Origin of the sequence: Embleya sp. NPDC020886, from assembly GCF_044333915.1 — a bacterium.
GTDB lineage: Bacteria > Actinomycetota > Actinomycetes > Streptomycetales > Streptomycetaceae > Embleya.
Genome location: NZ_JBIRRX010000001.1, coordinates 368,357 through 394,059, shown reverse-complemented (window position 1 = coordinate 394,059; position 25,703 = coordinate 368,357). Strand labels below are relative to the sequence as shown.

Below are 25,703 nucleotides of genomic sequence, written 5' to 3'. Positions count from 1 at the left end.
GCTGCGGGTGCTCACCGGGTGGCGGGGGCGGCCTCGCCGCGCAGCGGCAGTCCCGCCGCGCGGTAGATCGCGTCCATGACGCGCAGCGTCGGCACCGCGTCGACCGCGGGCGTCAGCGTCGGTGCGCCCAGGCGGATCGCGTCCGCGAACGCTTGCAGTTGCAGGTGATACGTCGGCGTTCTCGCCGCCTCGCCCAGGTGTTCGCGCCGCTTGAGCTTGCCCGTGTGCACGGTGAACCGATGTGGCAGGTGGGGCATCAGGTAGTTCAGTACGCGCATCTCGCCGCGCGTGCCCACGACGTGCGCGTGCATGTCCAGCACGCGTCGGGACAACATCGACGCGTGCACGGTGCCCGCCGCGCCGCCCGGCAGCCGTAGTCGGGCCGACATCGCGCGGTCCACCCGCCGGTCCCTGCGGATCGTCAGCGCGTGCGCGTCCGACACCTCGATCGGGTCGCTCGCGTTGTCGCCCGCGAGCAGCCGCATCAGGTGTACGGCGTAGCAGCCACCGTCCATCAACGCCCCGCCCGCGAGGTCGTAGCGGTAGCGGATGTCGCCGAGCAGCGGCAGTGGGAAGCACATCGACGTGGTGATGCGACGGATCTCGCCCAACTCGCCGTCGTCGAGGATCTCGCGCATGCGGCTCGCGAGTGGGTGATACCGATAGTGGAACGCCTCCATGGCGATCAGGCCCGCGCGTGCCGCGACGTCCGCGATCTCCTGCGCCTCGCTCTCGTTGGCCGCCATCGGCTTCTCGCACAACACGTGCTTGCCGGCTTCCAGCGCCCGGATCGTCCAGTGCGCGTGCAGCCCGTTGGGCAGCGGGATGTACACCGCGTGCAATTCCGGGTCCGCGATGAGCGCGGCGTAGTCCGGGTGCACGCGCGGGATGCCCTGCCGCCGCGCGAAGGCGTCCGCACGGGCCGCGTCGCGGGCGGCGATCGCCGCGACCTGCACCTCCGGGAGCAGCCGCGCGGGCTTGACCAGCGCGGCCGGCGCGATGCGAGCCGCGCCCAAAACGCCGATCCGGATCCGCTTCATGGCGTCATCCCCCTCGTCGCCGCCCCACTCGACACGCTCTCGCGCGAACGCGTGCTCCGGGCCCGTTGCCGGACCCACTCGGTGGGTCGCGCCGGACTCGCTGTCCCGCATGTTAGGGGCGCACGTGCGTGTGTGGGGGAGATCGCTCGGAGGAATCCGCGACCGACGGGTCGTCACGTGTGTTGCGGGTACCCGCACGGACGAGTCGGGGCCTAGACTAGACTTGTCTTGACATCAAGATATCTGCGGGGCGCAGACCCCGGCATCCCTGGTTAGGGTCACCTTGCTTGGCGTACGTCGAGTGGGTGTCGGCAGGATGCGGGAGAAACGCACAAGATCAAGGGAGACCGTCGTGTCCGCGAACAGCTTCGACGCTCGCTCCACCCTGAACGTGGGTGACGAGTCGTACGAAATCTTCCGGCTGGACAAGGTGGAGGGCAGCAAGCGCCTCCCCTACAGCCTGAAGGTCCTGCTGGAGAACCTGCTCCGCACGGAGGACGGCGCGAACATCACCGCCGATCACATCCGTGCCCTGGGCGGCTGGGACGCGAAGGCCGAGCCGAGCGAAGAGATCCAGTTCACGCCGGCGCGCGTGATCATGCAGGACTTCACCGGCGTGCCGTGTGTCGTGGACCTCGCCACGATGCGCGAGGCCGTGAAGGCCCTCGGCGGCGACGCCTCCCGGATCAACCCGCTCGCGCCCGCCGAGATGGTCATCGACCACTCGGTCATCGCCGACGTGTTCAACCGTCCGGACGCGTTCGAGATCAACACCGACATCGAATACGGCCGCAACAAGGAGCGCTACCAGTTCCTGCGCTGGGGCCAGACCGCGTTCGACGAGTTCAAGGTCGTACCGCCCGGCACCGGCATCGTGCACCAGGTCAACATCGAGCACCTGGCCCGCACCATCATGGTTCGCAACGGACAGGCGTACCCCGACACCTGTGTCGGCACCGACTCGCACACCACGATGGTCAACGGCCTGGGCGTGCTCGGCTGGGGCGTCGGCGGCATCGAGGCCGAGGCCGCCATGCTCGGCCAGCCGGTCAGCATGCTCATCCCGCGCGTGGTCGGCTTCAAGCTCTCCGGCAAGGCGCAGCCGGGCGTCACCGCCACCGACGTCGTGCTGACCATCACCGACATGCTGCGCAAGCACGGCGTGGTGGGCAAGTTCGTCGAGTTCTACGGCGAGGGCGTCGGCGCGGTGCCGCTGGCCAACCGCGCCACCATCGGCAACATGTCGCCGGAGTTCGGCTCGACCTGCGCGATCTTCCCGATCGACGCCGAGACGATCACCTACCTGCGACTGACCGGCCGTGACGACAAGCAGCTCGCGCTGGTCGAGGCGTACGCGAAGGCCCAGGGCCTGTGGCACGACCCCAGCCACGAGCCGGAGTACTCGGAGTACATCGAGCTCGACGTCTCCACCGTGGTGCCCTCGATCTCCGGCCCCAAGCGCCCGCAGGACCGGGTCGTGCTGGTCGAGGCCAAGACGCGCTTCCGCGACGTGCTGGCGGACTACGTCACCAACGGCGACGAGTCCGGCAAGGAGTCCTTCCCGGCCTCGGACGCGCCCACCGGCTCCAACGGTCGCGTGCACAACCCGACCAAGGTGGTCGGCGAGGACGGCGTCGAGTACGAGATCGACCACGGCGCGGTCGTGATCGCCTCGATCACCTCGTGCACCAACACCTCGAACCCCTCGGTCATGCTCGGCGCCGCGCTGCTCGCGAAGAAGGCCGTCGAGAAGGGCCTCACCCGCAAGCCGTGGGTCAAGACCACGCTCGCGCCCGGGTCCAAGGTCGTCATGGACTACTACGAGAAGGCGGGCCTGATCCCGTACCTGGAGAAGGTCGGCTTCTCGCTGGTCGGCTACGGGTGCGTGACCTGCATCGGCAACTCCGGCCCGCTGCCGGAGGAGGTCTCCAAGGCGGTCAATGACGCCGACCTCGCGGTCGTCTCGGTGCTCTCGGGCAACCGCAACTTCGAGGGTCGGATCAACCCCGACGTCAAGATGAACTACCTGGCCTCGCCGCCGCTGGTGATCGCGTACGCGCTCGCGGGGTCGATGGACATCGACATCACCACCGAGCCGCTGGGCCTGGACCCCGAGGGCAAGCCGGTCTACCTCGCCGACATCTGGCCGAGCGACGAGGAGATCGCCGAGGTGGTGGCCTCCTCGATCGACCAGGACATGTTCATCAACCGCTACGCCGACGTCTTCGCGGGCGACTCGCGCTGGCAGTCGCTGGAGATCCCCACGGGCGCGACGTTCGAGTGGGACCCGCAGTCGACCTACGTGCGCAAGCCCCCGTATTTCGAGGGTATGCAGATGCAGCCGGCGCCGGTCGTGGACATCGCGGGCGCACGCGTGCTGGCCAAGCTCGGCGACTCGGTCACCACCGACCACATCTCGCCGGCGGGCTCGATCAAGGGCGACAGCCCGGCGGGCAAGTACCTGGCCGAGAACGGTGTCGAGCGCAAGGACTTCAACTCGTACGGCTCGCGCCGGGGCAACCACGAGGTGATGATCCGCGGCACGTTCGCGAACATCCGCCTGCGCAACCAGATCGCGCCGGGCACCGAGGGTGGCTTCACGCGTGACTTCACGCAGGCCGACGCCCCGGTGTCGACGATCTACGACGCGTCGGTGAACTACCAGGCCGCGGGCATCCCGCTGGTGGTGCTGGCGGGCAAGGAGTACGGCTCGGGTTCGTCCCGCGACTGGGCCGCCAAGGGCACCTCGCTGCTGGGCGTGCGTGCGGTGATCGCCGAGTCCTACGAGCGCATCCACCGCTCTAACCTGATCGGCATGGGTGTCATCCCGCTGCAGTTCCCGGTCGGCCACAGCGCCGCCACGCTGGGCCTCACCGGCGAGGAGACCTTCGCGTTCGAGGGCATCACCGCGCTGAACGAGGGTCGCACCCCCAAGACGGTCAAGGTCACCACGGACACCGGCGTCGAGTTCGACGCGGTCGTGCGCATCGACACCCCCGGCGAGGCGGACTACTACCGCAACGGCGGCATCATGCAGTACGTGCTGCGTTCGCTGGTGAACAAGGGCTGATCGCCGCACCGCGACGACAGGTCGCACGGCATCGACGCACCGGGTCGGGCTCCTTCGGGGCCCGGCCCGGTGTTTTGGTACGCCGTCACGCCCTCGACACGAGGGTGGGGCAGGTGCCGGCCGCACGCACTCGCGGCATCCACACTTGCACGCGGCGCAGGCGTCTGTGCTCGCGCCTGCGCCTGCACCCGCGCTCGCGGGCAACGCGCCTGCACCCGCGCCCGCCCACTCGGGCCCACACCCGCAGGCAGCGTCCTCGCGCACCTGTCGGGCATTGGCGCGGCCGGTTGGTTTCCCAACCGGCCGCAGGGTCAGTTTTGCGCTCTGCGCATGTGGGCGACAGGGCTAGGGTGCCGGTTCACCCAAAAGAGGGAACGCGCGGATCGCGCCGACCACTTCACCGGCGCCGTACACCGGTGCCTGGGCGAACGGGGCGAGGCTCTGCTCGTCCGCACCCATGCGCCACAACAATGCCGCCACGGCGACGATGTGGGCCCGTGACGCACCGTCCGCGATCTTGACCGCGGCGCCCCGCCCGTCCGGCAGGCCCACCGCGTACACCGCCTCCGCACCGTCCTTGGCGAGCAGGCCCGGGATCGCCCGCATCAGCCCCGTCACGTCCCGACCGGTGCCCGCGACCCACTGCGGGTGGGCGCGCATCGCGTCCGCGATCCGCCGCTCGTCGGTGCCCTCGGCGGCTCCGGCGAAGCGGCCGTAGGACCGGGCCAGGCCTGCCAGCGAGATGGCGAACAGCGGCGCCCCGCACCCGTCCACGCCGGCCGCCGCGACCGGCTCGCCGGCGACGTCCTCGACCGCCTGGCGGACGGCCTGCTGCAAGGGGTGGTCCGGCGCCAGATAGTCCTCGGTCGACCAGCCGTTGTACACGCAGGTGAGCAGCATCGCGGCGTGCTTGCCCGAGCAGTTCATCGCGATCCGCTCGGGGCCCTTGCCGGCCGCCAGCCACGCGTCGCGCTGGGCCGCGCCCAGGGGCCAGTCCGGTACGCAGCGCAGCGCGCTCTCCGGCAACCCCGCGCGGGCCAGGATGCGTCGGGTCCCCTCCAGGTGGAACGTCTCGCCGGAGTGGCTGGCGCAGGCGAGCGCGAGCAGTTCGCCGTCCAGGTCCAGCCCGTTGCGCACCATCGCCAGACCCTGGAACGGCTTGTTGGCCGAGCGGGGGAACATCGGCGCGTCCACGGCCCCGTGTCCCTCGACCACCGAGCCGTCGGTGCCGGTGAGTACGGCCGTGCCGTGGTGGATCGATTCCAGGAAGCCGTTCCGCCACACGCCGACCAGCGGTATGTGGGCGAATGCGGCCTCGTCGCCGGCGCTGTCGGCCTGGATCACGGGTCCTCCTGGAGTCGTACGACAGTCGAACAAAGTGGGGTGCGGGGCGGAACGCGGGTGGGGGGCGAGCGCGAGCACGACGACGCGAGAGTCGAACGCGAGTGCGGGATGCCCCCTCCATGATCCACGTGTGCATTCCCGGTCGGCCACCGCGCATAATCGAACATATGTACGGCAATGGCGATCGCGATACCCCGGCCTGGGAGCAGCCGGGTCGCTTCGCCCATGCCGCGGCCGGGAACGAGGCCGGATCCAAGCCCAGGGGCCGGGACGGAATCGCGCCGACGGGATGGCCGAGAGGTGTTCGGCCACCCGGTGTGGCCGGCTGGGAGGAAACGGCCGTCGCCTGGCTGTTCGACCTGTGCCCGTCGGGCTATCGAAGCCACGACCTCCTGCGCAAATACCCGTTGATCCTGGCCCGGATGGCCCGCCAACACGTGGCCGCCGCGCTCGCCGCGGCCCGACACGGCTACGGCACGGCGCGTGTCGAGCTTGCCGAGCGGGTGCCCGCGCGGGCGGTGGAGGCGGCGCTGCGCATGTACGAGTACGAGGGCTCGCGCGCCGCGGCCACCGAGCGTGCGGTCCGGCTGGTCGAGGAGGCCCTCGCGGGCGAGCGTTGGGAGCCTCGACTGTGACGTGCGCGACGTCGCGCACCTGGTGCGCCCGTCCGCTCGGTCCCGCCCACCTGCCACGACGCCGGAGCGAAAGGGGTGTTTGTAACGTTCCATGCGTTCGTCGGTCGTGCGGCGGCGAATAGAGGCCCGATCGTGACGCCTGCGTTCAGGTTTGACTCTTCTGCCCGGACGGAGGGGGCAATAGAGTTCAGGACTTGCACACAACAAGTGCGTCGAATGCACCGGGGCGAGGAGATCGTAGATGTCCGACGGCATGACGGGAGCCCGCTTTTCGCAGGCCCGGCCGCCGGGATCGCACTCGTCCGGCTCCCAGTCCTCGCTGCACAGGGCCAATCTCGATCGGGTCCTGCACGCGGTCCGCATGGCGGGTGCGCTCACCCAGGCCGGGATCGCCAGGAGTACCGGGCTGTCCGCCGCGACGGTGTCGAACATCGTACGGGAGTTGAAGGCCCTCGACATGGTCGAGGTGACCCCCACCTCCGCCGGCGGCAGGCGGGCCCGCAACGTCTCGCTCAGCCGCGCCTCGGGCGTGGTCGTCGGCATCGACTTCGGCCATCGCCACCTGCGGGTGGCGATCGGTGACTTCGCCCACCGGGTGCTCGCCGAGGAGCACGTCCCGATCGACGTCGACTCCTCCGCCGACGAGGGCTTCGCGCTCGCGGATCGCCTGCTGGGCGTGCTGCTGGAGCGCGCCGGCGCGGTCCGGGCCGAGGTCACCGGGGTCGGGCTCGGCGTGCCCGGCCCGATCGACATCGACACCGGTGCGCTGGGTTCGACCACGATCCTGCCGGGCTGGGTGGGCTGCCACCCGCGCGAGGCGATGCAGGCCCGGCTGGGCCTGCCGGTCCTGGTGGACAACGACGCCAACCTCGGCGCGCTGGGCGAACTCGTCTGGGGCGCGGGCGTGGGTTGCACCGAGATGGCCTACCTCAAGGTGTCCGGCGGTGTCGGCGCGGGCCTGGTGATCGGCGGCCGGTTGTACCGGGGGCCGGGCGGCACCGCGGGCGAGATAGGTCACATAACGCTGGACGAGTCCGGGCCGGTGTGCCGGTGCGGCAACCGGGGCTGCCTGGAGACCTTCACCAACGCCTCCTACCTGCTCGACCTGCTGCGCGGCAGCCACGGCGCCGACCTGAGCATCGCGCGGATGATCGAGCTCGCCAAGGCCGGAGACGCGGGCTGCCGGCGGGTGGTCGCGGACGCCGGCAGGCACGTGGGGGTGGGCGTGGCGAGCTTGACGAACCTGCTCAATCCGCAACGGATCATCCTCGGCGGGGACCTCGCGGGCGCCGGCGACCTGCTGATCGCGCCGATCGTCGAGTCGGTCGGGCGGTACGCCATCCCCAGCGCTTCGCGTCGGCTGACCGTGGTCACGGGGTCGCTCGGCGAGCGGGCCGAGGTGCTCGGCGCGATGGCGATGGTGATGAGCGAGATGACCCCCTTCGCGGTCGAACGCACACCCGAGGCGCAGGTCGTGGGCGCTTCGACGTGAGCCGGTGCGCACGGATGGCGCATCGCGGTACCCCGATGCGAACCATTCGCCGTCATCGCCACGTCTAGACTCGATGGACGCCTCTCCTGCAGTCAGACCCGTGGGGGCGGTGACGGATCTGACGAAGGAGGAACGGGTGGCCCTGCTGGACAGCATTCGAGGACCCCGTGATCTCAAGGCCCTCTCGCCCGAGCAGCTCGCGCGGCTCGCGGACGAGATCCGCACCTTCCTGGTGGAGTCCGTCTCCAAGACCGGTGGTCACCTGGGTCCCAACCTCGGTGTGGTCGAGCTGACCATCGCGATGCACCGGGTGTTCGAGTCGCCACGCGACAAGATCCTCTTCGACACCGGCCACCAGAGCTACGTGCACAAGATCGTGACCGGCCGCAAGGACGGCTTCGGGCAGCTCCGTCAGGCCGACGGCCTGTCCGGCTATCCCAGCCGGGCCGAGTCCGAGCACGACGTGATCGAGAACTCGCACGCCTCCACGGTGCTGTCCTGGGCGGACGGCCTGGCCAAGGCGTACCAGGTGCGCGGTCAAACCGATCGGCACGTGGTCGCGGTGATCGGTGACGGAGCGCTGACCGGAGGCATGGCCTGGGAGGCACTGAACAACATCGCGGCGGCCAAGGACCGCCCGGTGATCATCGTGGTCAACGACAACGAGCGCTCGTACGGCCCGACCCAGGGCGGCCTCGCCGACCACCTCGCCACGCTGCGCACCACGCGCGGCTACGAGCGTTTCCTGGAGTGGGGTAAGGGCGTGCTGGGCCGCACTCCGGTGGTCGGCGGTCCGGTCTACGACATGCTGCACGGCGCCAAGAAGGGCCTCAAGGACGCGGTCGCGCCGCAGGGCCTGTTCGAGGACCTGGGCCTGAAGTACGTGGGCCCCATCGACGGGCACGACGTCGAGGCGGTGGAGAACGCGCTGCGCCGGGCCCGCGGCTTCGGCGGACCGGTGATCGTGCACGCGATCACCCAGAAGGGCAAGGGTTACGCGCACGCGGTCAACGACGCGGCGGACCAATTCCACGCGGTGGGTGTGATCAACCCCGAGACCGGCCTGCCGGTGAAGAAGTCGGGCGCGTCGTGGACGTCGGTGTTCGCCGACGAGATGGTCGCCATCGCGGACGAGCGGGAGGACGTCGTCGGCATCACCGCGGCGATGCTGATCCCGGTCGGGCTGCACAAGTTCGCCGCCAAGCACCCGGACCGGGTGTTCGACGTCGGGATCGCCGAGCAGCACGCGGTGACCTCGGCGGCGGGCCTGGCCAGCGGCGGACTGCACCCGGTGGTCGCGGTGTACGCGACCTTCCTCAACCGTGCGTTCGACCAGGTGCTGATGGACGTGGCGCTGCACAAGTGCGGCGTGACCTTCGTGCTCGACCGGGCCGGCGTGACCGGGCCGGACGGGGCCAGCCACAACGGCATGTGGGACATGTCGATCCTTCAGGTCGTGCCGGGCCTGCGACTGGCCGCGCCGCGCGACGCGGCCCAGGTGCGTGCCCAGTTGCGCGAGGCGATGGAGGTCGACGACGCGCCGACCGTGGTGCGGTTCGGCAAGGGCGCGGTGGGCCCGGAGATCGCGGCGATCGGCCGGATCGACGAGATGGACGTACTGCGCCGTACCGGTCCCCAGCGCAACGGCGGCGGTGAGCGCGGCGACGTGCTGATCGTGACCGTGGGGCAGATGGCCGAGATCGGGGTCGAGGTCGCCGATCGGCTCGCCGACCAGGGCATCGCCGCGACCGTGGTCGACCCGCGCTGGGTCAAGCCGGTTCCGGCCGGGCTCGCGCCGTTGGCGGCTCGGCATCGGCTCGTGGTCACGATCGAGGACAACGGCCGGGCCGGTGGCGTCGGTTCGGCGATCGCGCAGTCGCTGCGGGACGCGCGGGTGGACGTACCGCTGCGCGACTTCGGCATCCCGCAGGAGTTCCTCGACCACGCGGAGCGCTCGGACATCCTGGTTCGGATCGGTCTGAACGCCCAGGACATCTCGCGCCAGGTGGTCGAGGAGATCGCGTCCAAGACCGTGGACGCGGACGCGGAACAACACGAGACGACCGCCTGAGCCAGGGCCGCCGCACACGTCGCGACGATCCCGGGGCCGGGAGCGGGAAGCCACAGGCTTCGCTTTCGGCCTCGGGATCGTTGTGCTTTTCCCGGTGCTCCCGCACTCCCACACTCCTGTTTCCGGGTGGTCGATCCCCGGTGCTCCCGCACTCCGGCTTCCCGGCTCCTCGGCTTTCGGTTCGAAGATCACCCTGACGCGCCGAGGATCGGTCACCCGGAAACAGGAGTGAAAGCCTCGATCATGGCAACGGTCTCCGCCACCAGGAGGTGTTGCCATGGCCAACGCGCTGTTTCGCACCAAGAACATCGAGCAGTCCATCCAGGACACCGATGTCACCGAAGGACACGGCCTACGCCGGGAGTTGTCCGCGCTCGACCTGATGGTCTTCGGCGTCGGTGTGGTGGTGGGCACGGGCATCTTCGTGCTGACCGGTACGGCGGCGAAGGACTACGCGGGCCCCGCCGTGGCGCTGTCGTTCGTGCTGGCGGGATTCGTCTGCGGGCTGGCCGCGCTGTGTTACGCCGAGTTCGCGTCCACGGTTCCGGTGGCGGGATCCGCGTACACGTTCTCGTACACCACCCTCGGCGAACTGCCCGCGTGGATCATCGGCTGGGACCTGATTCTCGAACTCGCGCTCGGTGTCGGGGTGGTCTCGATCGGCTGGTCGGGATATCTGACCTCACTGCTCTCGCAGGCGAACATCGACCTGCCGCAGGCGATCACGGCCGCGCCGGGCGACGGCGGGAAGGTCAATCTGCCGGCCCTGCTGCTCGTGCTCGGGGTCGCGACGATCCTGGTGTTCGGGGTCAAGCTCTCGGCCCGGTTCAACCTCGTCATGGTCACCATCAAGATCGCGATCGTGTTGCTGGTGATCTTCGCCGGTCTGTTCTTCGTCAAGACCGGCAACTACAACCCCTTCGTCCCCGATTCGCAGCCGCCCTCGTCCGGCAACGACGGGCTCAAGGCGCCGCTCGTGCAGACCCTGTTCGGGTTCGAGCCGCAGATCTACGGTGTGATGGGGATCTTTTCCGGTGCGGCGCTCGTGTTCTTCGCGTACATCGGCTTCGATGTGGTCGCCACCGCCGCCGAGGAGACCCGCAAGCCGCAGCGCGACATGCCGATCGGGATCCTCGGCTCGCTGGTGATCTGCACGATCCTGTACGTCTCGGTGTCGCTGGTCGTGGTCGGCATGCAGCGCTACGACATGCTCTCGTCGTCCGCACCGTTGGCGGAGGCGTTCCGGTCGGTCGGCAAGGGCTGGATCGCGACGATCATCAGCATCGGCGCGGTGGCCGGCCTGACCACCGTGTGCATGATCTTGATGATGGGGCAGAGTCGGGTCTTCTTCGCGATGAGTCGGGACGGACTGTTGCCGCCGTTGTTCGCGAAGGTGCATCCCAGGTTCGGCACGCCGTACATGAGCACGATGCTGATCGCGGTGGTGGTCGCGGCGATCGCCGGGTTCACCCCGATCCACGAGATCGACGTGATGGTCAACATCGGCACACTGTTCGCGTTCATGGTCGTCGCGGCGAGCGTGCTGATCCTGCGCCGGACCCGACCGGAGTTGCCGCGCGCGTTCCGGGTGCCGCTCGTGCCGTGGTTGCCGATCCTGTCGATGCTGGCCACGTTGTGGCTGATGCTCAATCTCAGCACCGAGACGTGGCTGCGGTTCCTGGTGTGGATGGTGGCCGGCTTCGTCGTCTACTTCCTCTACGGACGACAGCACAGCCGACTGCGGTGACGGCGACGGTTGTTCGATGACCCGCGTGGGCCCGGGTCGAGGCGACCCGGGCCCACGCGGGTGTCGGACGACGGCGGGGCTCAGCCCCAGAGTTCGTCGGTGTACTTGTCGGTGCCGACCACGGTGGGGATCCACGGCGCGCAGTAGGTGACCCGGCCGATGCCCGAGGCGTCGATGCGCTCGGCCCACGCCTTGAACGCGTCCCAGCTCTCGCGCGGGTCGCCCTCGAGGAAGTACAACTGCATGCTGCGGGTCGCGGCGTTCGGGTCGCGCGGGACGAACGCGGGAGCGTCGTCCTTGAGCGGGACCGCGGTCCACGCGGCCACCGACGCGATCGGCGAACCCTTGAGGAAGTCCGGGAGGTTCGTGGAGAACCACGCCTCCAGGTCCTCCTGGGTGGTGCCCTCGGCGCGCTGCACGGCGAGCGAGACCAGGCCCTGGTAGTTGCGGTCGAGGGCCAGTTCCAGCGGGACCGGGTCCTCGTCGCGGTACCAGCGGCTGTCGTGCAGGTACATGCCGGTGTGTGCGTGGATCCGGTGCTGGAAGCCGCGGTCGTTGCCGTAGAGCCAGTTGACCTGGTCGACCGCCCACGCGTTCCACTCGTCGAACTGGCCGTCGTTGAGCCAGTAGATCGCGACGTAGGAGCCCGCGTCGATGCTGGGGACCACGTCGCTGTCGGCCGGGAAGCGCAGCGCCTTGAGGTCGGCGGTGGCCACCCAGCGGCTGCCCGCGAGCAGGCCGGGGCCGATCATGCAGCCGGCGTAGTAGTGGTCGCGCTCGTACCAGCGGTTGTAGCTCACCTCGTGGCCGCGCTCGGGGTCCACGGCGGTGAACAGCATGCTGCCCACCCGGATCGGATATTCCTTGAAGCTCATGGTTGCCTTTCGGGTCGTGCGGTGACACGTGTCGGGCGGGACGGGCCCGGCCGGGGACGCCGGCCGGGTGGCAATGGTCAGGCCTGCCGGCGGAAGCGGGTGGTGCGGTGCTCCGGCTCGGTGTCGAGCTTGGGGATGACGTGCTTGCCGAACAGTTCGATGGTCTTGAGGGTGTTCTCGCGGTTGTCGCAGCCCAGGCCGAGGACGAGTTGGTCCACGCCGACCGCCTCGTACGCCTTGACCGCGTCCAGTACACCGTCCGGCGCGCCGCAGATCAGCGCACCCGCGTCGGCGGCGAACTCGACCAGTTCGGGGGTCAGGTCGGGCATGAGTTCGGGCCAGTACGGGATGCCCTCGGGGTGCGGGAACGTGTCGTGGTAGCGGAAGACGTTGCCGGTGAGGTACATCGGCCGGGCCGCGACCGCGTTGGCGACCGCCTGCTCCCTGGTCTCGGCGACGAAGCCGGTGCTCACCGCGAGCACGTTGTCGTTGACGAAGTCGGCGATCGGTTCGGCGTTGCCGATCTCGCGCTTGTAGCCGGCCACCAGTTTCTCGGCGCTCGCCGGGTCGCCGATGGAGAAGCCGAGTACGCCCAGGCCCATCCGGGCGGCCATCGCGTAGGACGGCGGGCTGCCGGCGGCGTACCACATGGCGGGGTGCGACTTGCCGTACGGCTTGGGCAGGATCTTGCGCGGCGGGAGTTGCCAGTAGGTGCCGTTGTAGCCCTCGTAGGTGTCCTGGAGGAACATCTTGGGGAACTCGCGGATCACGTCCTCCCAGATCGCCTTCGTCTCGGACATGTCCTCGATGCCGGGCAGGAAGCCGAGGATCTCGTGGCTGCCGGCGCCCCGGCCGGTGCCGAACTCGAAGCGACCCTTGGTGAGGTGGTCGAGCATCGCGACCCGCTCGGCGACCTTGGCCGGGTGGTTGACCTGGGGGAGCGGGTTGAAGATGCCGGAACCGATATGGATGCGCTCGGTGGCGTGGGCGAGGTAGCCGCACATCACGTCGTTGGCGGACAGGTGCGAGTACTCGTCGAGGAAGTGGTGTTCGCTCAGCCAGACGTACTTGAAGCCGGCCCGGTCGGCGGCGATCGCGAAGTCCATGTCGTTCATCAGGGCTTCGTGCTCGGCGTTGGGGTTTCCCTCGCGCCGGAACGACGGGTTGTAGCCCTGAAGAAAGATGCCGAATTCCATTGCACTCCCAGTTCCGCGTTCTGGTCGGGGCGGGGTGATCGGTCGGTGGTCCGGGGCGTTCGGGGGCGTTCCGGTTTGTCTGGGTGCTGTGTGGGCGGGGGTGCGTGGCCGGCGCCGGCGGGTGCGGGCGCCGGCGCTTTCGGTCAGGGGGCGAAAGTGCCGTCCGGGCGGCGGACCCAACCGGAGGCGGCCATGGTGCCGCCGTCGACGTGCAGGGTGGTGCCGGTGACGAAGCGGGCCAGGTCGCCGGCGAGGAAGACGATCGGGGCGGCGCAGTCGTCGGGGGTGCCCAGGCCGAGGGGCACCTTGGCGGCGTAGTCGTGGGCGCCCTCGGCGGTCTCGAACGTCTCCGCGAGGCCGGCGTCGCCGGGGGTGGGGATCGCGTCGGGGGCCACGCAGTTGACCCGGATGCGTCGATCCGAGAGTTCCAGGGCCAGTGACTTGGTGAGTTGTTCGACCGCGGCCTTCATCGCGGCGTAGACCGCGAAGCCGGGTGCGGCACGGAACGCCTCGATGCTGGTGACGTTGACGATCGAGCCGCCGTCGCGGACGAGCGGGACGCCGTGTCGGATCACGTGCGTGACGGAGGTGAAGTTCTCGTCGACCAGCGCGGTCTGGCCCTTGGGGCGGACCTCCATGAATGGTGACCAGAAGCCGCCGCCGGCGTTGTTGACGAGGATGTCCAACCCGCCGAATGTGCTGTGTGCCTCGCCGAGGAAGCGCTCGACGCCGTCGCTGTCGCGGACGTCGAGTTCGACCGCGAGCGCCCGGCGGCCGGTCGCCTCGATCGCCTTCGCGGTCTCCTGGAGGCCGATCGGCTCGCGGTCGCAGATGGCGACGTCCGCGCCGAACCGGGCCAGTGCGACGGCCGTCGCCGCGCCGATTCCCCGGGCGGCGCCGGTGACCACGGCGATGCGATCGGTGAGCAGGGCGGCGGAAGGGTCGAGCAGCACGGGGGCACCTCACTGTGGATCGCGTACGTTGTCGCCTCGACGCGGAGCGGCCGTCGCCGGCCGTGCTCTGCGCTGGGGTCACCATGCCACCTGACGACCCGTCACCTGAAGGGAGACGGCTGTCTTTTTCCGACTCGGTGGGTGGGTGTTCACGCAGGTCCGCAGGTGATCTGACGCTCAGTCAGCAAAAGTGGCGGACATCACCGCCCGGGGTGGCCTATTCGACCAAGCTCGACGACGGTGTGCCGGCGGGCGGCCTTGCCGGCACCGGTGCCGGTGGTTGCGCGTTGTCGCCGGCGCGGGTGTCGGGCCGGCGACCGGGGGCGCAGGCGCGGGCGTCGCCTGTGGGTGTGGGTGCGGGTTCGGGTGCCGACAGTCGTAGGTCGCGGTCGTGGGCGGATCAGGCGCGGGCGCAGGCGCAGGTGAGCCGGTGTCGGCCGCGGGCTCTGGCGGGTGCGGGCGCAGTGGTCGGAGGGTGCGGGCGGCAAGGCCGGCGAGCGTGGTCGTGGTCGTGGTCTTGGTCGCCGACGGCGCTCGGGCCGCGCTTTGTTGTGGCGGCGGGTGCGGGCGCAGCGTAGTGCGGTCGCGAGTGTGGTTGCGCCGACGGCACTGGTCGCGGGTGCGGGCGGCGGCGCGGGTGGTGTGGGCTGCGGTCGTCGGAGGGCGCAGGTGGCTGTGGGCGCGCCGGCGAGGTAGGGGAGTGCGGTTGTGGTCGCCCGCCCAGGCGGTGGGGTGAGTCGATGTCGGCGCGTGTGCGGGAGTGAGGGGTGGTGCGTTCGGGGGCTCTTTGGGAGCGGTGCTTCGGGGCCCGTTGTCGGTTCGCATGGATTGTCCGAAATCCATGCGAAGCGGATGCGGCGCTCACTACGCTCTGCGACGTGGCGCTATCTCCCGATTCCTGCGGCATCGTGGCCGACTTCGGCACATGGCTCGCGCGAGCGGGCCGACCGGCCCCGGATACCGAGCGGATGATCGATGTCGTGGGCACCCTGCTCGATCTGCGGGTCGCCTGCCTGCGGCTCGACGACCACACGCGCTGGCGGGCCGGTGATCTGAATGCGCTGTTGGAGACGTTGGTGCCTGCGCACGTCGCGCTGCCCCGTGCGGACACCGTAGGTCTGGTGGTGCCCGCGCTGCGGTTGTTCCTGGAGTTCCTGCGTGAGCGTGGGCCCCTGCACCCGGACAGCGACCGGCTCGACCCGTTGCTGGCGGTGCTGGAACGACACGAGGGCGAACTGCCGGCCCGGATGGCGGATTCGACCTGTTGGGGGTCGGCGAAAAAGTTGTTCGTGGCGGGCTATGCGACGGGCCCAGGACGGGGCAGGGCGCTGCCGGCGGTTCGGTTGCCGGACGAACGCGAGTTGGCGCGGGCGGCCTCGGCGGCGCCGTCGTTCGCCGCCGCGCTCACTCTGGCCCGCTGGGTCGGTCGTGGGCGGCCGGTGACCGCGACCGGTGTCCTGCGCCGGGTCCCGGCGGTCGAGGCCGCGGCCTCGCTGGGCATCGACGTACCGATCGAGGGCGTCCGCAGCGCGCGCGACGTGGAGTCGCTGCATCATGTCTGGTCGATCGCCTGTACGGCGGGCCTGATCGAGGTCGGCCGCACCGTCGCGACCGCGGGTGCGCTCACCCGGGCGCTGGCGATCGGTCGACCGAGCGATGTGCTGCGTGTGTGGTCGAGCCTGTGGGAGGGCGTCGCGGTCGGCGAGGCCACCGGACGGCCGGCCATGCGTCGCGCCGGGTACGTGCTGCGCGGTGGCGATGTGATTCGTGAGCTGTTGCGCGAGTTGTACGACCACGCGGGTCGTTGGGTGCCGATGGGCGGGCTGTTCGAGCTGCTCTCGTACACGCCCGACGGCCGACCGAGGTCGCCGCTGGTCGCCGACCCGGCGCTGTTCACCGGCCTGACCCTGGCCCACCAGATGGACGACCTGCGTGCGTTCGGTGTCCTGGAGATCCGTGAACTCGTGGGTGGTGGAGCGCCGTTCATGGCGGTGCGGCTGACCCCGTTGGGGCTGTACGGGCTGCGTACCCGCTTCCTCGAACTCGGTGTGCCCGCCCCGCTCAGCGGTCCCGGCAGCGGCCCGAGCGAGCCCGCGTTGCCGCCGCTGTACGTGCCGCCCACCTCCGAGTGCGCGTTGGCTGCCCGGATGTCGCCGCTGTTGGCCCAGGCGGCCGCGCTCGCGGAATACGTGGAGGAGCACGGGCCGCTGTCGATCACCCGGGAGGAGGTACTGGCGCACGACGTCGCACGCCGGGCGATGGTCGACCTCGGCATCGCCGAGCAACCCTGTGGCCCCGTCGCCGGCCCGCCTCGTACGGCTCGGGACGAGCATGCTTTGCACCGGCGTTGGACGCTGGCGCTGGGCACCGGTCTGCTCGTCCTACTCGATGGTGCGGTACATGCCGCGGACGGCCTGCGGGTGTGGCGCGAGGGCGGTGACCGCGAGCTGATCGCGCTCGCCGCGCGGGCGATGGTGGTGGTGGCCGAGGACAACGCGACCTTCGGCGAGGCGCACGAGCGGCGGTGGGACGTCCCCGAGGGGCTCGCCGCGTCGCTGTTCACCGGTCTGGTCCAACTCGGCGGCCCGCTCCCGGCGTCGTTGTTCGTGGGCTTGGCGGTGCGTCGCGACCTCGACCACGTGGTTCGCACGCTGCGTACCGAGTTGCCGGCCGAGGACGAGGCGTTCGCGCTCGGCCGGATCCTGGACGCGCCCGACCTGGTCCGCGAACTGGGCCGACTGTGCGACGCGGGTGCGGGTGCGACCACGCCCGACCCACGCTCGCCTGCGCCTGCGCCCGACCTGAGCCCGCCCACATCCGACTCGTGTCTGCCAGCGCCGGTACCTGCGCCCGACCCTGGCTCGCCCGCGACCGATCCGCGCTCGCCTGCGGCCAACCCGCCCGCACCTGTGTCTGCGACCGGCCCGCGCCCGCCTGCGCCCGCGACCGACCCGAGCCCGCCCGTGACCGATCCGCGCCTGCCTGCACCGGCGACCGACAGCGGCTCGCCCGCATCTGCAAATGATCTGCGCTTGTCTGCACCCGCGTTCGACACCGGCGCCACCGCGCCCGCAGGCGATCCGCGCCTGCCCGCACCCGCACCCGCACCCGCACCCGCACCCGACACCGGCTGGCCCGCACCTGCGACCGACACCGGCTCGCCTGAGCCCGCGACCGATCCGTGCTCGCCTGCGGCCAACCCGCCCGCACCCGCGTCTGCGACCGGGCGGCGCCCGCCTGCGCCCGCGACGGACCCACGCGCGCCCGTGACCGATCCGCGCCTGCCCGTGCCTGCGTCCGACGCCGGTACGCCCGCGCCCGCAGCCGATCCGCGCCTGCCCGTGCCTGCATCCGACACCGGCGCGCCTGAGCCCGCGACGGACCCGCGCCCGCCGGCGCCGGCGGCCGACTCCACTCGCCCGCCTGCGCCTGCGCCTGCGCCTGCGCCTGCGCCCGCGACCGACCCGGGCTCGCGTACCGCTGACCCGCATGCTTCCGCGACCGACCCGGGCCCGCGTGCGGCTGGCCCGCCCGCGCCCGCGACCGGCTCGTTCGCGTCTGCGGCCGGTGTGTCCGCCGCTGCGGATCCGGGGTCTGCCGAGTTTCTCGGTCGGGTTCGGGCCGGGGTGATTTTGCTTGCCGATCGGCTGGCGGCGCTCGGCATTGTTCGGCGCACCGCCGAGGGCATCACGTTGACCGGCCTCGGTGGCACGCTCGTGCATCGCATGTTTCGGGAGCAGGGGCTGCCGGTCGCCACCGTCGACGACTACACCGCCGCGTCCGGCGCCCGGTTGCTCGGCGCGATGGGGGCGTGGCCGCGACCGGTGGCGACGCGTACGTTCGCGAGTTGGATCGCGTGCCGCCCCGTCGACGCCGCGTTGTCCGAGCTGTGTGCGGTCGCGGGCGCCGCCGGGCCCACCGAGCGCCTCATGCTCTTCGCCCATCTGGGCGCTGCCGACCTGCCCGAGGCCGCCGTCGAACGCGCCCTCACCCAGGCCGGCGCCGACCCCACCCTCGCCCCGCACGTGTGGAACTGGCGCCTGACCCACGACCGCGACGTGCCACCCGCGACGCTGCGCACGCTGGCCTGGCTGACCGCGGACAACGCCGCCGCAGCGCTCCTGGGTCGACACGAGGCGGCCGTACTGGGCCTGCTCACCGAGGTGACGGGCAGCCAGGGACCGGGCGCCGACGTGGTCTTCGGCGAACTCGCGACGATGGGCCACCCCTGCGCCGAGGACGTGCTGCGCTTCGCCGAAACCACCCACCCCGATCCCGAGGTGGCCAAGGCCGCCCGCCGCGCCCTGCACCGACTGTGCTGAGCGCTCCGAGCACCGTCGGTGACGTGCTCAGGGCCGCCACAGTTCGCCGGGGGCCGGTTCCGGCCAGGGGATGTCGGCGCGGACGGCGGCGAACAGTTCCTTGCAGCGTTTGTCGTCGAGCAGGACCACGCTCTGCCCGCCGCCGCGCTCGCCGAAGCCGGCGACGGGGGCGGTGCGAAACGCCAGGTCGGCTTCGTTGATGCCCTTGAGGTCGGTGGCCAGGTCGAGCAGGGCCTTGAAGTTGAGGTTGTCGTCGACGGTCAGCGACTTGGTCAGCGACTGCAACAGGTTCTCGGTGCGCAGCGGGCTGCCGAGTACGCCCTCCGCGGTGACCTTCTCCGCGATCGCGCCCAGGAGTTGCTGCTGGTGGGCCACCCGATCCAGGTCGCCGCGCTCGAGCCCGTAGCGCTGCCGCACGAACTTGAGCGCCTCGTTGCCGTCCAGCTTGGCCCGGCCCTTGTCGGCGTCCACCGTCACCCCGCCGAGCGCGTCGACCATGCCCTTGAAGCCGCCGAAGTCCACCGCCGCGTAGTGGTCGATTCGTACGCCGGTCAGGTTCTCGATCGTGGCCACGAGCAGCGCGGGTCCGCCCCACGAGAAGGCCGCGTTCAGCTTGGCCTCGCCGTGTCCCGGGATCGACACCCACGAGTCGCGCGGCAGCGAGATCGCCGAGATCGAGGCCCGACCGGCGGGCAGGTGCAGCAGCATCATGGTGTCGCTGCGTCGGCCCTCCAGCACGTTCGGGTCGGCGCCGGCCGCCGCCGCGTCCATACCGACGAGCAGGATGTTCAGTGCCCGACCGGCGGTGGGATCGGCCGGCGGGCGCGGCCCCGCAGCGGGGATGCTCGATCGGTCGAAGACTCCGTCGATGCGCTTGATGTTGGCGTTGAGCGAGTACACCACCCAGACCGCGCAGCCACCGACCACGAACAGCGAAAGGGTGAGCAGCCCGACCAGTCCCACGATCGCCTTGCGGCGCCGTGACCAAGGCTTGCGCTCGGGTGTCGAGGTCGGCTCGACGTCCTCGTCCGCCCCACCGACCTCGGCCGACTCGTCCGTCGCACCCAGCGCATCCGTCATGCGCAGAAGCTAGCTGACCATTCGTCAGCAACGGCAGAGGGAGCCGAAAATCAGTGCGAAGACGAGATCGACTTCGCTGCCTGTCCGAGATCCGGAGCCGGCCGCCGCATGCATACGCGAGGCCATCGATCCAGCCCGATGGCCGCTTCGTGCGCCCGGATTGCCGCGAGCCCCGGCGTCACCTCGGCCGCGTCGAGCGTGCGAAAGCCGATCCGCGCGTAGTACGGAGCGTTCCACGGGACGTCCCGAAACGTGGTCAACGTCGAAGCGAGCCCGGTCTCCGCCTGCACCCGATCGATCATCGCCCGCCCGAGCCCGCGCCGCGCCCCGTCGGGATGCACCGACACCTGCTCGATGTGCGCCGCGCCGTCCACGAGGTCCCAGATCAGATAGGCGATCGCCGGTTCCCCGACCACCAGGCACCGCCCATCGCTCTGATACTGCGCCAACTCCGCCACGGACAACGGCTCGTCCGCAGCGATCTCCGGCATCGCGACATCGACGAAACACATCCCGGCGGCGACCTCGATCTCTCGCAAACGCTCCAGATCGCCCACCGAGGCAACACGCATCGCATCACTGCTCATGATTGCCATTGTGGCTGCCGCCCGACACGCGAGACGGTGCGGCCGGCGGTGCATCGGGTGGCGGCACGGCGCCGCTCGCATCGGGAAGGCGACGGCCCCGCCCACCGATGACCTGTGACAGCGAACTTGGGTTGGTTGCCACCGAAGTTGGGCGGATCGCTGTTTGTGACACTGAAGATGGGCCACTATCCGGTTTCTGACACCGAAGTTGGTCCGATGTGTGGCGGATCGGGTCGGTGCCGCGTCAGGCAGGGTTCGCCTCGACGTCGCTGGGGGCCTGGGCGGATGCCACTTCCGTCAGCGCGCAATCTCGCGGGATGCACTCTCATCTGCGCTTTGAGAACCCTCCTGCTCTGCCTCACGAGGCAGTGGCCGGGATCTTGGAGGAGGCTCTGCGTGACCGTTCGCAAGAGGGCGAGGCGGCGGTTGCACTGGTCGGAAGTGCGTTGAACGACGACGATCGGGAGTTCGTCGAGCACCGGTGCGTCCAGATCGGGACGCGGGCCGTGCCAGGCAGCCCCCTGCTCGGTCTGGCCGGCCTGTGTCTGGGACATGCGGCTCGGCGCTTCGGATGTCTCAGCGATGAGGCCCTTGCGTTGGCTGAATCGTTGGCGGCGCGTGCGGAGGCGGATCCGACGGACGTGGATGGTCGGGCCCTCGACGGCTTCGACGACATCCGGAGTTTCCTCCACCTGCGGTGAGGCCGTCGGTCACTCGTCGACTCGTGCGGCCCGCGTGCGGAACTCCGCCCGCCGGCGGACAACTCTCTGCCGGCAGGTGCCCGAGCACCACCTGCGGGTGTTGGGTGTCGGCTTGCGGCGGGCCATGGAGGCTCCGCAAGCCGCGCATCCCTGCTGGTCAGACAGCATGAGGACTTCCTGGTCAAGCAGTAATCCGAGCACCAGGGATTGGGTCTGACGGGCCGGTAGTTGCGGTGGCAGCCCCGGCAGGTCGTCGGGCCGAAAGGGTCGGCGGGTTCCGGACAGGGGGGATCGAGCTCGGCTTCCGGACAGCCGTTGGATCCGCACCGACACGAGGCCGACATAGCCCCGAACGGTCTCCCGGATCGAATACCCGTGGACCTGCGTGCGGCCATCCGCCCTCCCAGGCAGCCGACCGATCCGTGAGCCGACCCGGGACAAGTGGCAGGTGGCGGCGCGTAGCGACGGTCGCCCCCTGGGGGCCCTGCAAGCCACCGGCTTCGGTCGTTCGCACGAGCCGCAGCCCCCGATCCCGTGATGGTCTCGCAGGTACAGAGCGCCGCCGTCACCCAAGGCCGACCCCGAGGCCGCCTTCCGACCCACCTGTGGCAAGCCGCCCGCCGACCCGGGTGTGACCCGAGCGCCGAGCGACCCGAACGCCGATTGGCCCAAGCGCGCGAAGGGCGGCCCCACGGAGCCGGGCCGCCCTTCGCGCGCCGCCCGCCTACCGCGGAACCGAAGCCACCCCCGCCGGGAGGAAGCGCTTGCCCACGGTTTTCTCGCTGACCCCCGCGCGGTCCAGGTACGGGGTGATGCCGCCCAGGTGGAAGGGCCAGCCGGCGCCGGCGATCATGCACAGGTCGATGTCCTGCGGGGCGGCGACGACGCCCTCGTCGAGCATGCGGGTGATCTCGTCGGCCAGGGCGGCCAACGCGCGGTCGCGGACCTGCTCCTCCGTGGAGGGGGAGTCGCCCACCTCCAGCAGCGCGACGACCTCCGGGTCGACCTCCTGGGCGCCCGAGGCCCAGGTCAGGAAGGAGCGTTTGCCGGCCTTGACCACGCGCTCCAGGTTGGCCGAGACGCCGAAGCGGTCCGGGAAGGCCGTGTGCAGGGTCTCGCCGACGTGCGCGGCGATCGCCGGGCCGACGAGTTCGAGCAGGACCATCGGGGACATCGGCAGGCCCAGCGGGGCCAGCGCGTTGTCGGCGACCTCGATCGGGGTGCCCTCGTCCACCGCCGCCAGCACCTCGCCGAGGAAGCGGGTGAGCACGCGGTTGACCACGAACGCCGGGGCGTCCTTGACCAGGACCGAGGTCTTCTTGAGCTGCTTGGAGACGGCGAAGGCGGTGGCGAGCGCACCGTCGTCGGTCTGCTCGGCGCGGACGATCTCCAGGAGCGGCAGGATCGCGACCGGGTTGAAGAAGTGGAAGCCCACCACCCGCTCGGGGTGCGCCAGCTTGGAGGCCATCTCGGTGATCGACAAAGACGAGGTGTTGGTGGCCAGGATGCAGGTCGGCGAGACCACGGCCTCGACCTCGGCGAACACCTGCTGCTTGACCGACATCTCCTCGAACACGGCCTCGATCACGAAGTCGGCGTCCGCGAACGCGTCCTTGGTCAGCGAGCCGGTCACCAGCGCCTTGAGCCGGTTCGCGGCGTCCGCCGAGATGCGCTTCTTGAGCAGGAGCTTGTCGACCTCGGCGTGCACGTAGCCGACGCCCTTGTCCACGCGCTCCTGGTCGATGTCGGTCAGCACGACCGGCACCCGCAGGCGACGCGCGAACAGCAGCGCGAGTTGTGAGGCCATCAGTCCGGCGCCGACCACGCCGACCTTGGTGACCGGGCGGGCGAGCTTGCGATCCGGCGCGCCGGCCGGGCGCTTGGCGCGCTTTTGGATCAGGTTGAACGAGTACAGTCCCGCGCGCAGTTCGTCGCCCATGATCAGGTCGGCGAGCGCGTCGTCCTCGGCGTCGAAGCCGGCCTGCAGCGAGGCCACGTCGCCCAATCGTGCGGAGCGCGCCGCGTCGATGATCTCCAGCGCGCGATACGGCGCGGGGGAGGCCCCGTGCACCTTCGAGTCGGCGATCGCCCGACCGCGCTCGATCGCCGCGTTCCAGCCGGCGCCGCGATCGATCTCCGGGCGCTCGACCACGATCTCGCCGGAGACGACCTTGCCCGCCCACACCAGCGATTGGGCCAGGAAGTCGGCCGACTCCACCAGCGCGTCCGCGATCCCGAGCTTGAATGCCTTGGGACCGTTGAGCTGCCGGTTCTGGTTCAGCGCGTTCTCGATGATCACGGTGACCGCGTTGTCCGGACCGATCAGGTTCGGCAGCAACACGCAGCCGCCCCAACCGGGGACCAGACCCAGGAAACACTCGGGCAGCGAGAAGGCCGGCACCGCGGTGGAGATGGTGCGGTACGTGCAGGCCAGGCCGATCTCGACGCCGCCGCCCATCGCCGCGCCGTTGTAGAACGCGAACGTGGGCACGGGCAGCGCGGTCAGCCGCTTGAACGTGTCGTGGCCGGCCTTGCCGATGGCGTGCGCGTGCTCGCGCAGGACGACCTTCTCCACGCCCTTGAGGTCGGCGCCGACGGCGAAGATGAACGGCTTGCCGGTCACCCCCGCCGCGACGATGTCGCCCGCCGCGGCCAGCGCCTCGACCTTGTCGATCGCGGCGTTCAGCTCGCCCAGACCGGCCGGGCCGAACGTGTTCGGCTTGGTGTGGTCGAAGCCGTTGTCGATGGTGATCAGCGCGAACCTGCCCGCGCCGCCCGGGAGATCGAGCACGCGTACGGGGAAGTGCGAGACCAGTTCGTCGGGAAAGACCTCGGCGGCCAGTCGGCTCAGGTCGCTCACTTGTCGTTCCCCTCGGAGTTCGTCGCGGCGTTCGTCGCGGAGTTCGCGGTGTCCGCGTCGGCCCCGGTCCAGTTCGGGTTCTCCCAGATGACGGTCCCGCCCATGCCCAGCCCGATGCACATCGAGGTCAGGCCGTAGCGGACCTCGGGGTGCTCCTCGAACTGGCGCGCGAGCTGGGTCATCAGGCGCACGCCGGAGGAGGCGAGCGGGTGACCGAAGGCGATCGCGCCGCCGTACTTGTTCACACGCGGGTCGTCGTCGGCGATCTTGTAGTGGTCCAGGAAGGACAACACCTGGACCGCGAACGCCTCGTTCAGCTCGAACAGGCCGATGTCCTCGATGGTGAGGCCGGCGCGCTCCAGGGCCTTCTCGGTGGCCGGAACCGGGCCGATGCCCATCACCTCGGGCTCCACGCCGGCGAAGGCGAACTGCACGAGGCGCATCTTGATCGGCAGACCCAGCTCGCGCGCGGCGTCCTCGGAGGCGAGCAGACACGCGGTCGCGCCGTCGTTGAGGCCCGCCGCGTTGCCGGCGGTGACCCGGCCGTGCGGCCGGAACGGGGTCTTGAGCGCACCGAGGCCCTCGAGCGTGGTGCCCGGGCGCATCGGCTCGTCGACGGTGGACAGGCCCCAGCCCTGCTCGACCGAGCGGACCGCGACCGGCACCAGGTCGGGCTGGATCCGGTTGTCGGCGTACGCCTTGGCGGCCTTGTCCTGGCTGCCGAGGGCGAACCGGTCGGCGCGCTCCTTGGTCAGCTCCGGGAAGCGGTCGTGGATGTTCTCCGCGGTGTTGCCCATGACCAGCGCGGACGGGTCCACGAGCTGCTCGGAGATGATCCGCGGGTTCGGGTCGGCACCCTCGCCCATGGGGTGGCGGCCCATGTGCTCGACACCGCCGGCGACCACGACGTCGTAGGCGCCGAAGGCGATGCCGCCGGCGGCCGTGGTGACCGCGGTCATCGCGCCCGCGCACATGCGGTCGATCGAATAGCCGGGCACCTCGCGCGGCAGTCCCGCGAGCAGCGCCGCGGTACGGCCGATGGTCAGGCCCTGGTCGCCGATCTGCGTGGTGGCCGCGATGGCGACCTCGTCCACGCGGGCCGGCGGCAGCGACGGGTTGCGGCGCATCAGCTCACGGATACACGCGATGACGAGGTCGTCGGCTCGCGTCTCGTGGTAGATGCCCTTGGGGCCGGCCTTGCCGAAGGGGGTACGGACGCCGTCTACGAAGACGACGTCCCGGACGTTACGAGGCACGAGCGCACACTCCTCCTGCGATGGGTACGAGCCCCATGCTACTCATGAGTAACCAATGGTCCTAGCCCTCGACCCCACTCCGGCCGCGCCCCGTCCGCCGGACCGCCGTCCGCAGGGATCCGGAACGGCCCGGCGACCGGTGGATTTCCAGTCAAAGCACCCCCGGAGCGCGCCCGGAACGCCTCCCGGACGCATTCGGGCGCGCGAACGAGCCGAGGAAGTCGACGGTTTCGGCCGCGGTCGCCGGGATCCTCGACGCCGGACCGCCCGAGCCGCGCGCGCCCGCTCGGATCCGCCCGCAAGCGAGGCCGCAGCACGAGGGCGGAGCTCCGACGGGCTGTCGCGGTGGTCCGCGCCGAGGTGATCACGAGGCTCCGGATTGTGCCGACTCGGCACGACTTTACGCATATACCGGGCTCGCCATGCTTTGCCGCGCCGGCGGGTCTCGGGCCGGACGTGATGTGATCCACGTTC

16 protein-coding genes are annotated in these 25,703 nt (G+C 70.5%); 7 read left to right on the top strand and 9 right to left on the bottom strand.

Features of this window, described 5'->3' with window-relative positions:
• Positions 1-11: 11 nt before the first annotated feature.
• Positions 12-1,040, bottom strand: coding sequence for a Gfo/Idh/MocA family protein (locus ACH4U8_RS01645; RefSeq protein WP_395775528.1), 1,029 nt, complete (start codon positions 1,038-1,040; stop codon positions 12-14).
• A 352-nt stretch (positions 1,041-1,392) separates the two neighbouring features.
• Between ACH4U8_RS01645 and acnA the strand changes: the two genes are divergently transcribed.
• Positions 1,393-4,110 carry an aconitate hydratase AcnA gene (acnA, locus tag ACH4U8_RS01640; protein WP_395775527.1) on the top strand — a complete coding sequence of 906 codons (2,718 nt, stop codon included), beginning with the start codon at positions 1,393-1,395 and terminating at the stop codon, positions 4,108-4,110.
• A gap of 345 nt (positions 4,111-4,455) precedes the next feature.
• Here the strand turns inward: acnA and ACH4U8_RS01635 are convergent, their stop codons facing one another.
• A complete protein-coding gene (locus tag ACH4U8_RS01635) occupies positions 4,456-5,454 on the bottom strand; it encodes an asparaginase (RefSeq protein ID WP_395775526.1) in 999 nt (332 codons plus the stop codon).
• A gap of 167 nt (positions 5,455-5,621) precedes the next feature.
• Between ACH4U8_RS01635 and ACH4U8_RS01630 the strand changes: the two genes are divergently transcribed.
• The 4 genes from ACH4U8_RS01630 (at position 5,622) to ACH4U8_RS01615 (ending at position 11,399) form a co-directional block, all read left to right on the top strand.
• On the top strand, positions 5,622-6,089 hold the full coding sequence (locus ACH4U8_RS01630) for a hypothetical protein (protein WP_395775525.1): 468 nt from the start codon (positions 5,622-5,624) through the stop codon (positions 6,087-6,089).
• Positions 6,090-6,342: 253 nt separating this feature from the next.
• Positions 6,343-7,581 (top strand): ROK family transcriptional regulator, encoded by a 1,239-nt coding sequence (locus ACH4U8_RS01625; protein WP_360317489.1) that lies wholly within the window; start codon positions 6,343-6,345, stop codon positions 7,579-7,581.
• Between the two features lie 136 nt (positions 7,582-7,717).
• The gene (dxs, locus tag ACH4U8_RS01620; protein WP_360317491.1) at positions 7,718-9,652 is read left to right on the top strand and encodes a 1-deoxy-D-xylulose-5-phosphate synthase; all 1,935 of its coding nucleotides are present in this window, start codon (positions 7,718-7,720) and stop codon (positions 9,650-9,652) included.
• A 277-nt stretch (positions 9,653-9,929) separates the two neighbouring features.
• On the top strand, positions 9,930-11,399 hold the full coding sequence (locus ACH4U8_RS01615) for an amino acid permease (protein ID WP_360317459.1): 1,470 nt from the start codon (positions 9,930-9,932) through the stop codon (positions 11,397-11,399).
• Positions 11,400-11,479: 80 nt separating this feature from the next.
• Here the strand turns inward: ACH4U8_RS01615 and ACH4U8_RS01610 are convergent, their stop codons facing one another.
• From ACH4U8_RS01610 to ACH4U8_RS01600, 3 genes are all read right to left on the bottom strand, one after another.
• Positions 11,480-12,274, bottom strand: a complete 795-nt coding sequence (locus tag ACH4U8_RS01610) for a hypothetical protein (RefSeq protein WP_360317461.1) — start codon at positions 12,272-12,274, stop codon at positions 11,480-11,482.
• Positions 12,275-12,351: 77 nt separating this feature from the next.
• Entirely contained in the window at positions 12,352-13,470 is a 1,119-nt protein-coding gene (locus ACH4U8_RS01605; RefSeq protein ID WP_360317463.1) for an LLM class flavin-dependent oxidoreductase, read from the bottom strand.
• A gap of 143 nt (positions 13,471-13,613) precedes the next feature.
• A complete protein-coding gene (locus ACH4U8_RS01600) occupies positions 13,614-14,423 on the bottom strand; it encodes an SDR family NAD(P)-dependent oxidoreductase (protein WP_395775524.1) in 810 nt (269 codons plus the stop codon).
• Between the two features lie 878 nt (positions 14,424-15,301).
• Here ACH4U8_RS01600 and ACH4U8_RS01595 point away from each other — a divergent pair.
• Positions 15,302-18,745, top strand: coding sequence for a hypothetical protein (locus ACH4U8_RS01595; RefSeq protein WP_395775523.1), 3,444 nt, complete (start codon positions 15,302-15,304; stop codon positions 18,743-18,745).
• 27 nt (positions 18,746-18,772) lie between these two features.
• Here the strand turns inward: ACH4U8_RS01595 and ACH4U8_RS01590 are convergent, their stop codons facing one another.
• Together ACH4U8_RS01590 and ACH4U8_RS01585 are read right to left on the bottom strand one after the other, a co-directional pair.
• Entirely contained in the window at positions 18,773-19,825 is a 1,053-nt protein-coding gene (locus ACH4U8_RS01590; RefSeq protein ID WP_379991894.1) for an LCP family protein, read from the bottom strand.
• Between the two features lie 50 nt (positions 19,826-19,875).
• Positions 19,876-20,517 carry a GNAT family N-acetyltransferase gene (locus ACH4U8_RS01585; protein WP_395775522.1) on the bottom strand — a complete coding sequence of 214 codons (642 nt, stop codon included), beginning with the start codon at positions 20,515-20,517 and terminating at the stop codon, positions 19,876-19,878.
• A 212-nt stretch (positions 20,518-20,729) separates the two neighbouring features.
• On the opposite strand from ACH4U8_RS01585, the gene ACH4U8_RS01580 reads away from it, so the two are divergent.
• Positions 20,730-21,113: a hypothetical protein gene (locus ACH4U8_RS01580; RefSeq protein ID WP_395775521.1), complete on the top strand. Its 384-nt coding sequence runs from the start codon at positions 20,730-20,732 to the stop codon at positions 21,111-21,113.
• A 724-nt stretch (positions 21,114-21,837) separates the two neighbouring features.
• Here ACH4U8_RS01580 and ACH4U8_RS01575 read toward each other — a convergent pair.
• Both ACH4U8_RS01575 and ACH4U8_RS01570 read right to left on the bottom strand, forming a co-directional pair.
• Positions 21,838-23,973 carry a 3-hydroxyacyl-CoA dehydrogenase NAD-binding domain-containing protein gene (locus tag ACH4U8_RS01575; protein ID WP_395775520.1) on the bottom strand — a complete coding sequence of 712 codons (2,136 nt, stop codon included), beginning with the start codon at positions 23,971-23,973 and terminating at the stop codon, positions 21,838-21,840.
• Positions 23,970-25,229: a thiolase family protein gene (locus tag ACH4U8_RS01570; protein WP_360317477.1), complete on the bottom strand. Its 1,260-nt coding sequence runs from the start codon at positions 25,227-25,229 to the stop codon at positions 23,970-23,972. The genes ACH4U8_RS01575 and ACH4U8_RS01570 overlap by 4 nt, the downstream gene beginning before the upstream one ends.
• Between the last annotated feature and the right edge of the window lie 474 nt (positions 25,230-25,703).

Coding starts and splice junctions, on each gene's coding strand:
- ACH4U8_RS01590 (WP_379991894.1), bottom strand. CDS start 19,825: ATGACGGATGCGCTGGGTGCGACGGACGAGTCGGCCGAGGTCGGTGGG.
- ACH4U8_RS01645 (WP_395775528.1), bottom strand. CDS start 1,040: ATGAAGCGGATCCGGATCGGCGTTTTGGGCGCGGCTCGCATCGCGCCG.
- ACH4U8_RS01605 (WP_360317463.1), bottom strand. CDS start 13,470: ATGGAATTCGGCATCTTTCTTCAGGGCTACAACCCGTCGTTCCGGCGC.
- ACH4U8_RS01625 (WP_360317489.1), top strand. CDS start 6,343: ATGACGGGAGCCCGCTTTTCGCAGGCCCGGCCGCCGGGATCGCACTCG.
- ACH4U8_RS01580 (WP_395775521.1), top strand. CDS start 20,730: ATGCACTCTCATCTGCGCTTTGAGAACCCTCCTGCTCTGCCTCACGAG.
- ACH4U8_RS01630 (WP_395775525.1), top strand. CDS start 5,622: ATGTACGGCAATGGCGATCGCGATACCCCGGCCTGGGAGCAGCCGGGT.
- ACH4U8_RS01615 (WP_360317459.1), top strand. CDS start 9,930: ATGGCCAACGCGCTGTTTCGCACCAAGAACATCGAGCAGTCCATCCAG.
- ACH4U8_RS01610 (WP_360317461.1), bottom strand. CDS start 12,274: ATGAGCTTCAAGGAATATCCGATCCGGGTGGGCAGCATGCTGTTCACC.